The 7239-nt window shown below is 63.2% G+C and carries 7 protein-coding genes; 2 read left to right on the top strand and 5 right to left on the bottom strand.

Annotation, left to right across the window (positions count from 1 at the left end; translation table 11 throughout):
• The 3 genes from AC16XC_RS09270 to AC16XC_RS09260 all read right to left on the bottom strand — a co-directional run.
• The coding region (locus AC16XC_RS09270) for an aminotransferase class V-fold PLP-dependent enzyme (protein ID WP_484034363.1) at positions 1 to 1104 on the bottom strand (1104 nt) is incomplete at its 3' end.
• A gap of 105 nt (positions 1105 to 1209) precedes the next feature.
• A complete protein-coding gene (locus tag AC16XC_RS09265; RefSeq protein WP_484034362.1) occupies positions 1210 to 2118 on the bottom strand; it encodes a GGDEF domain-containing protein in 909 nt (302 codons plus the stop codon).
• Positions 2119 to 2345: 227 nt separating this feature from the next.
• The gene (locus AC16XC_RS09260) at positions 2346 to 4190 is read right to left on the bottom strand and encodes a DUF885 domain-containing protein (RefSeq protein WP_484034361.1); all 1845 of its coding nucleotides are present in this window, start codon (positions 4188 to 4190) and stop codon (positions 2346 to 2348) included.
• A 91-nt stretch (positions 4191 to 4281) separates the two neighbouring features.
• Between AC16XC_RS09260 and AC16XC_RS09255 the strand changes: the two genes are divergently transcribed.
• Positions 4282 to 4488: a hypothetical protein gene (locus tag AC16XC_RS09255; RefSeq protein WP_484034360.1), complete on the top strand. Its 207-nt coding sequence runs from the start codon at positions 4282 to 4284 to the stop codon at positions 4486 to 4488.
• 71 nt (positions 4489 to 4559) lie between these two features.
• Here AC16XC_RS09255 and AC16XC_RS09250 read toward each other — a convergent pair whose 3' ends face one another.
• Positions 4560 to 5225 carry an energy transducer TonB gene (locus AC16XC_RS09250; RefSeq protein WP_484034359.1) on the bottom strand — a complete coding sequence of 222 codons (666 nt, stop codon included), beginning with the start codon at positions 5223 to 5225 and terminating at the stop codon, positions 4560 to 4562.
• Between the two features lie 162 nt (positions 5226 to 5387).
• A complete protein-coding gene (locus tag AC16XC_RS09245; RefSeq protein ID WP_484034358.1) occupies positions 5388 to 6044 on the bottom strand; it encodes an alpha/beta hydrolase in 657 nt (218 codons plus the stop codon).
• Between the two features lie 107 nt (positions 6045 to 6151).
• Here AC16XC_RS09245 and AC16XC_RS09240 point away from each other — a divergent pair, with 107 nt between their 5' ends.
• A complete protein-coding gene (locus AC16XC_RS09240; RefSeq protein WP_484034357.1) occupies positions 6152 to 7201 on the top strand; it encodes a cysteine desulfurase family protein in 1050 nt (349 codons plus the stop codon).
• Positions 7202 to 7239: the final 38 nt, after the last annotated feature.

Raw genomic sequence — 7239 nt, 5'->3', positions numbered from 1 at the left:
CTCCAGCCGCGCCAGGCTGGCGGGCACGTCCTTGAGCTTGTCGAGCCCGAACAGGCCGAGGCGGAAGCTCTTGTAGTCGGGCCCTTCGTCGACCATCAGCGGCACGCCCGCGGCGATCTGGAGGCCGTGGGCGCGGAACTTGCTGCCGTTCTGGATCTCGGGATCGTCGGTGAAGCTCACCACCACGCCGGGCGCGCCGAAGCCCGGAGCGGCGACGGACTTGACCCCGCGCGCGGCGAGCATTTTCCTGACCGCATCTCCCTGCTGCCATTGCGCGGCGCACAGCGCGGCAAAGCCGATCTGTTTTGTCTCCAGCATGGCATTGCGGAACGCCCGCAGCGCATCGGTCGGCATCGTCGCGTGATAGGCATGGCCGCCATTGAGATAGGCTTCCATGATCGCGTTCCACTTGGCCAAATCGGCGGCGAAGCTGGTCGATTTCGTCGCCTTGCAACGTTCGAGTGCGGCCTCGTTCATCATCACCAGCCCGGAAGAGGGCGGCGCTGACCACCCCTTTTGCGGGGCGCTTATAAGGACATCGATGTCGCAGGCCTGCATATCGACCCAGGCGCAGCCCGAAGCGATGCAATCGAGCACGAACAGCCCGCCTTCCTCATGGACCGCCCGCGCCACTTCGAGCAGGTAATCCTCGGGCAGGATGATCCCCGATGCGGTCTCGACATGCGGGGCGAAGACGAAATCGGGCTTGTCGGCGTGGATCGCCGCGATGACCTCGTCGATCGGGGGCGGGGCGAAGGGCGCGAGCGGATCGTCGGAAATGCGCCGCGCCTTGAGCACCTGCTCGTGGCGCGGGATGCCGCCCGCCTCGAAAATCTGGCTCCAGCGATAGGAGAAGAAGCCGTTGCGGATCACCATCACGCGCTTGTCCGTCGCGAACTGCCGCGCGACCGCTTCCATCGCGTAGGTCCCGCCGCCGGGGACGACCACGGCGCGATGCGCGTGGTAGACTTCGCACAGCGTCGCGTGGATATCGTGCATCACTTCCTGGAACGCCGCGCTCATATGGTTGAGCGAACGGTCGGTGAAGACGACCGAAAATTCCAGCAGGCCGTCTGGATCGATATCGGAGCGCAGGCCGGGCAAGATCGTCTCCTGTGCGAATCGGGTGTTTGTCCGATTACCTGCAGCCATATGGCGATTGTGGCAATTGGCACCTCTGCCGGACGGCCGGATCCCGAGCCGGTTTCGTCAGGCGACGCGCTCGCTGAAGGGGATCTTGCTGTCGAGCTCGACGCAATTGGGACCGGATGACCTGGCCAGCGAGAGCGCGAGCTCGGCTCTCGAGATTGTCAAATCGGCGGAAATCCCGATGCAGCTCAGGCCCGCGCTGGCGGTTATCGAACAGTCCCTGGCGTGAGGTGCGCAGCCCAGTCCAGCGATCGTATCGATCACCAGCCGGCATGCGGCAGTTGCCTGCCGGGGATTCTTGCGGGGAAACAACACTCCCAGGGTCTGTCCGCCGAAGCGCGAGACGAAGTCGTCCGAGCCCATCAGGGAGCGCAGCAGGCTGGCGAACGCCACCAGCACCTCGTCGCCGACGGTCTGCCCATAACGCAGGTTTATCGCCTTGAAGTGGTCGATCCTGAACAGCGCGAGGCAGCCAAAAATCTGCTTTTCGACCAGATGGTTGAGCAGGAAATTGAAGGCCGACCGGTTTGACAGGCCGGTGAGCCCGTCGGTCTGTTCCGCTGCAAAGAGCCGGTCTTCGAGCAGCTTCCGGTCATTGATGTTCCTGAGGATGCTCAGCGTTGCATAGACACTGCCGTCGGAATGCGAGAGGCGGTTTGTCTGATGCTCGAACCAGAGTTCGCGCCCGTTGCGATCGAGCAGGATGACCTCGTGCCAGTCGCGATTGAATTCGCCCGAAATGGCGGCCTTGCGCTGGTGCGCGACTGTTTCGGTGAAGTCCGGGTGGATGAAATCCCGGATATGAGGCCCGATCAGCCAATCGCCTTGCTCATATCCCAGCTGGGCAATCCCGTGGGACGCGCTCAATATGAATCCGTCAAGATCGACCTTGACGAATATGTCGCTGCTGCGATCCACCAGCATTCCGCAGAGAGCCTCGATCTCCGCGGCAGAAAAATCCAGATTCATTACCCCGCAACCCTTGTTTTCGGCTATTTTCTGCCCTGTTCATGTCGACCCCTCATGTCTTGCACGCACTTCAATGGCGGCCGCAAAAGCGACCGCGACGGGATGGAGTTGGGGAGATTTGCGACCCGACAACCCGTAAGACCCGGAATTAATCGATCGATTAAACCGGTCCCAAGCGAAAATCAACTCCGTAATTTGACATAGCGACTTGCGCGTATCGACCGATCTCAACCCGGCGCGGCGCGAGCGATATAACGATCGATATTCCTGGCCACGACATCGAGCGGGGCATTGCCGCCTTCGACCACCGCCTGGTTGAAATCGCGCAAATCGTACGCGGAACCAAGGGCTTGCTTCGCCCGCTCGCGTTCGGCGACGATCGTCAGCTTGCCGACCATGTAGCCGCAGGCCTGGCCAGGCCAGGTGCAGTAGCGTTCGATTTCGCCGATCGTCTCGCCTTCGGACAGGCCGATCTCGCGGGCGAAATATTCGATTCCCTGTTCGCGCGTCCATTGCTTGGAATGGAGGCCGGTATCGACCACGAGTCGCGCCGCGCGCCATGCCTGGTTTTGCAGGTAGCCCAGCCGCCCCGCGGGGAAATCGGCATAGGCGCCGAGTTCGTCGGCCAGTTGCTCGGCGTAAAGCGCCCAGCCTTCGCTGAACGCATTGAAAGCCAACCGCGTTCGGATCAGCGGCAGCTGGTTCGAATATTCCCCCTCCCACACATGACCGGGGATGGTCTCGTGATGGACCAGGGTCGGAACATCGTAGCGGCGATGGAGGTCGGTCGTCCGCAGGTTGACCCACATCCGGCCCGGGATCTTTCCGTCGATCGAGCCCGACCCGCCATAGGCGCTGGGGGCGCCGGGTTCCGAACTGAGCGGCATGCGCTTCACTTCGAGATTGCCGGGGGCAAGCGTGCGGAAGGCGCGCGGCATCTGGGCCCTGATCCAGTCGACCCGCTCCTGGATGAAGGCCATGATCTCGGCCCGGCCGGGATCGCCCTCGGCAAAGCGGAAACGGGGATCCTGCGCCAGCGCTCGCATCCGCGCGCCGACGCTTTCACCTTCGAGGCCGAGGCTATCGAATATCGGCATCATTTCGGCCTGCAACTCGGCCAGCGTATCGAGGCCCAGCCGGTGAATCTCGTCCGCCGAGAGCTCGGTCGTGGTCGAACTCTTGAGCGACCATTGATACCATTCCTCGCCCCGCGGCTGGTAGGAGATTCCGGCATCGTGGGTCGCGCGTGCGCGCTGGTTCCTGAGCTCCTCGAGCTGGCGCTCGAGCGCCGGGCCGACCTGCTCGGCGACGATCGCCCTGGCGCGTTCCTCCCAGTCGCCGGACACGCCTGCTTCGCCTGCCTTGGCCATCAGGATATCGACCAGCGGCCCGCCCTCGCGCGCCTCGGCGATGGTCTGTTCCATCTGCGGGATGGCCTTGTCGAGCGCAAAGTCGGGCGGAGTAACTCCGAGCGCGCTTGCCTGCCTCAGCCGGTCGAGCTCGCCGTCGAGAATCTTGGGAAAGGCTTCGAGCCGGGCGAGATAAGCTTCGGCATCCGCGGCATTTTCGACCGGGTGGCTCGAATCGAGGAAGCTCGGGATATCGAGATAGGCCCCGGCATTCTGGATCACGATATAGGGCGCCGTGCGCCAGCTGCCGACCGGGATATCGCCATAGGGCAGCTTGAAGCCTTCAAGCGCGGTCGAATAGGCGCTTTCGACCACTTCGAAACTGGTCCTTGTCGCGGGATCGAATTCGGCGGTGTCGACTTCGCGCACGCGCTCGAGATTGGCGGCGATCATCGCTTCATAGCGGGCGATCCCTTCGGCCGAGGTGTCGCCCAGCTGCGAACGCAGGACGGCATGTTCGCCGGTATCGACTCCCAAGCCCGTCGCGCTGCCCGGCTCGAGCTCGAGCAGGTTCCAGGCAACCTTGTCGAGCAGGGCCTTGCCGTCTTCGGTCGAGATCGCCGGCGCGGCGCGGCAGCCGGGCAGGGCGATGAAGGCGACACCGGCACCTAATCCGCCCAGGAATTCCCGCCTGGTTGGTTGCAATTGAACTGAATTTTTCATCCGCGTTTTCTGTCGCGGGACCGCGAGCGAGTCAAACCGGGCAATCGACAAACGCCTTTCCCGATCCGTTCGCTGCAGCTAAGCCGGCTGCATGCTCGATCTGCTGCTTTCGCTGGTGATGCTCGGCGCCATCGTGCTGGTGATCGGTTCAATCGTCCTGTGGCGCAGGGGAGCGCCGAAGATCAGGGTTGTCCTCGCGCTGGTCCTGGCGGCGATCGCGATCGCCAATGTGCTGGTGATGACGATCCCCTATGAGAGCGGAGAAAGCCCGGTCGAGAAAGCCGAGCAGCTTGATTAGCGCTGGCGATATCGCCCGCCCCGTTCGGGGCGAGGCGGGCGACCTCCTTTTCGGCCATGGTCCACCTGCCACTAGGGCAGCTTCCAATTGACCGAATTGGAGTAGGTGCCCGCGATATTCTCACCATATTGGTTTATTGCAGGCTCGAACTTCGCCCGTTTGGTTACCCAGCGGCAAGTTGCCTCGTCGAGCGCATGGGAACCGCTCGATGCCGTGATCGTGCAATCCTGCACCTGCCCCTTTGCGCTGACACGCAACTGGAAACCTGCAACGCCCTGCTCCTCGCGGATGATCGCGCTGCGGGGATATTCGTCGTTGGTGACCCAGCGCGCGACATTGTTGATCGGCCTGGGTCCCCTGGACGTGAACAGGTTGGCCTCGAACCCGCCGACACTGTCGATCGTGCCGCCTAGCGCGAGATCGTCGGTCGCTGCGCTCGGGATCGGGTCGAACGTGATCGTCGGCCCGGTGTCTTCGAAGTACGGCTTCGGGGGAATATAGGCGTTTTCGATGGTGGGTCGGATCTGCGCATCCTCTATCTGTTTCGGCTCGGGCGGCTTGGGCAGGTCTTCGGGCTTTGTCTCGTAGGTCACCGCTGCTGTGCGGGTCTCGGGAGTGACGATGAACCCGGGTGGAGCAAATCCAAACACCATCAGATAGGCGAGCCCGGTATGGACCAGGATGACGCCGGTCGTGGCATAGATGGGGCGGGTTCCCGATCTGGCCTGGTAGGTCATGGCACCTCTCCTTCTCACGATCTGCTCAATTGCAGAGTAATGTTACAACATTACATTATTGAAGAGTGCGTGTCGAGAGGGCGCGCAACAGGGTGCGTCAGCTCCTTAAGTTATTGAAATCACAAACTTAAGTGACGTCAGGCCGGTTGGGCCTGCCGCAAATCACCTGATCGGGCAATCTGGATCGAGTCGGAAATCGAGGTAATTGTCGACCGACGCCATCAGTTCCTCGAGCTCGTTCTCGAAGAAATGGTTCGCCCGCGGGATTTCCTCGTGGTGGATCGTGATGTGCTTTTGGGTGCGCAGCTTGTCGACCAGCTTCTGCACCGCCTGCGGCTGGACCACGGTGTCGGCTGCTCCCTGGATCATGATGCCCGAGGCGGGGCAGGGCGCAAGGAAGCTGAAATCATACATATTGGCCGGCGGGGCGATCGAGATGAAGCCGCGGATCTCCGGGCGACGCATCAGGAGCTGCATGCCGATTAGCGCGCCGAAGCTGACGCCGGCGATCCACGTCACCTGTGCTTCGGGATGGATCGACTGCACCCAGTCGAGTGCGGCGGCGGCGTCGGAAAGTTCGCCAATTCCGTTGTCGAAGCTTCCCTGGCTGCGCCCGACGCCGCGGAAATTGAAGCGCAGTGTGGCGAAGCCGCGATCGACGAAGGTCTTGTAGAGCCGCTGGACGATCCGGTCGTTCATCGTCCCGCCTGCCTGGGCATGCGGGTGAAGGATCATCGCCACCGGCGCGCGCGGGCGCGGTGCCGGGGAAAAACGGCCTTCGAGGCGGCCTTCGGGACCGGGAAATATGACTGACGGCATGTGCGAACCTTGAAACTGGCGATCTGGAGGCGCGGCTGGCGCGCGGGAAGTTGCTGGCTATATAGGGTCAGTCCCCGATTTCGCAATTGTTCCGAGCGTCCAACACCTTGCCCAAGCGTATTTATCTCGACCATGCGGCGACCTCTCCGCTCCGCCCCGAGGCCAAGGCGGCGATGGAGGAGGGGTTCCGCATCTGGGCCAACCCCTCGTCCCCACACGCCGAGGGCCGCAAGGCGAGGGCGGCGCTGGAGGACGCGCGCGAACGGATCAAGGCTGCGCTCGGCTGGCAGGGCGAGCTGATCTTCACCAGCGGTGCGAGCGAGGCGCTGGCGATCGGCTTGCAGCGAGCAAAGGTCGAACGGCGGATCGTCAGCGCGGTCGAGCACGATGCGGTATTCCGCGCGGCGCCGGCTGCGGAGGCGGTGCCGATGGCAGATGGGGCGATTGATCCCGATGCGCTGGCTGCCGCGCTCGCCCGGCCCGGGCGGGCCGTTGTTGCAGTCCAGTCCATCAATCCCGAAACCGGAACGGTCCTGCTCCCGCATAATCGCGAGACCTGCGCCGACGCGGTTCGGGAATGCGGCGGGATCTTCCTTGCCGATTGCTCGCAAAGTGCCGGACGCGTGCCGCTGCCGGATGCCGACATGCTGGTCGTGTCGGCACACAAGCTTGGCGGGCCAGTGGGAGTCGGTGCACTCCTGGTGAAGGACTTCGCGATGCTGGAACCCTGCGGCGGGCATGAGCGCGGCTACCGCCCGGGTACCGAAAACCTGCCGGCTGCCCTTGGTTTTGCCGCCGCGCTTGAGGCAGGCGGAGTCGAAAACTGGCCGACATCATTTCCCGATCGCTTCGAATTCAAGGATCGCCTGGGAAGCAACGGAGAGGTTTTGGGCTTTGGTCCGCAATGCTCGCATATCCTGGCCGTGGCATCCCGGGGGATGAGCGCGAGGGCGGCCGTTATTCGACTTGACGCGATGGGCTTTGCAGTCTCGGCCGGCAGCGCCTGTTCTTCCGGATCGCTCAAGCCGAGCCGGGTGCTCGAGGCCTTCGGCGTCGATGACGATACCGCCGCGCGCACGATCCGGGTGAGCATCGGCTGGAGCACCACGCCGGAAGACCTCGACGCCTTCGCCGATGCCTGGGCCCAATTGTCATAGTCTTCCGTTCGTCCTGAGGAGGCCGAAGACAAAGGCTG

This window comes from Candidatus Andeanibacterium sp. (genome assembly GCF_057143545.1).
Note: the sequence above shows the minus strand (reverse complement) of the source record. Positions and strands in the feature narration are given on the sequence as shown.

What these genes read in the sequence shown, in the direction of transcription:
- AC16XC_RS09255 (WP_484034360.1), top strand. Translation starts at nt 4,282, where the DNA reads ATGCTCGATCTGCTGCTTTCGCTGGTGATGCTCGGCGCCATCGTGCTG.
- AC16XC_RS09265 (WP_484034362.1), bottom strand. Translation starts at nt 2,118, where the DNA reads ATGAATCTGGATTTTTCTGCCGCGGAGATCGAGGCTCTCTGCGGAATG.
- AC16XC_RS09250 (WP_484034359.1), bottom strand. Translation starts at nt 5,225, where the DNA reads ATGACCTACCAGGCCAGATCGGGAACCCGCCCCATCTATGCCACGACC.
- AC16XC_RS09260 (WP_484034361.1), bottom strand. Translation starts at nt 4,190, where the DNA reads ATGAAAAATTCAGTTCAATTGCAACCAACCAGGCGGGAATTCCTGGGC.
- AC16XC_RS09245 (WP_484034358.1), bottom strand. Translation starts at nt 6,044, where the DNA reads ATGCCGTCAGTCATATTTCCCGGTCCCGAAGGCCGCCTCGAAGGCCGT.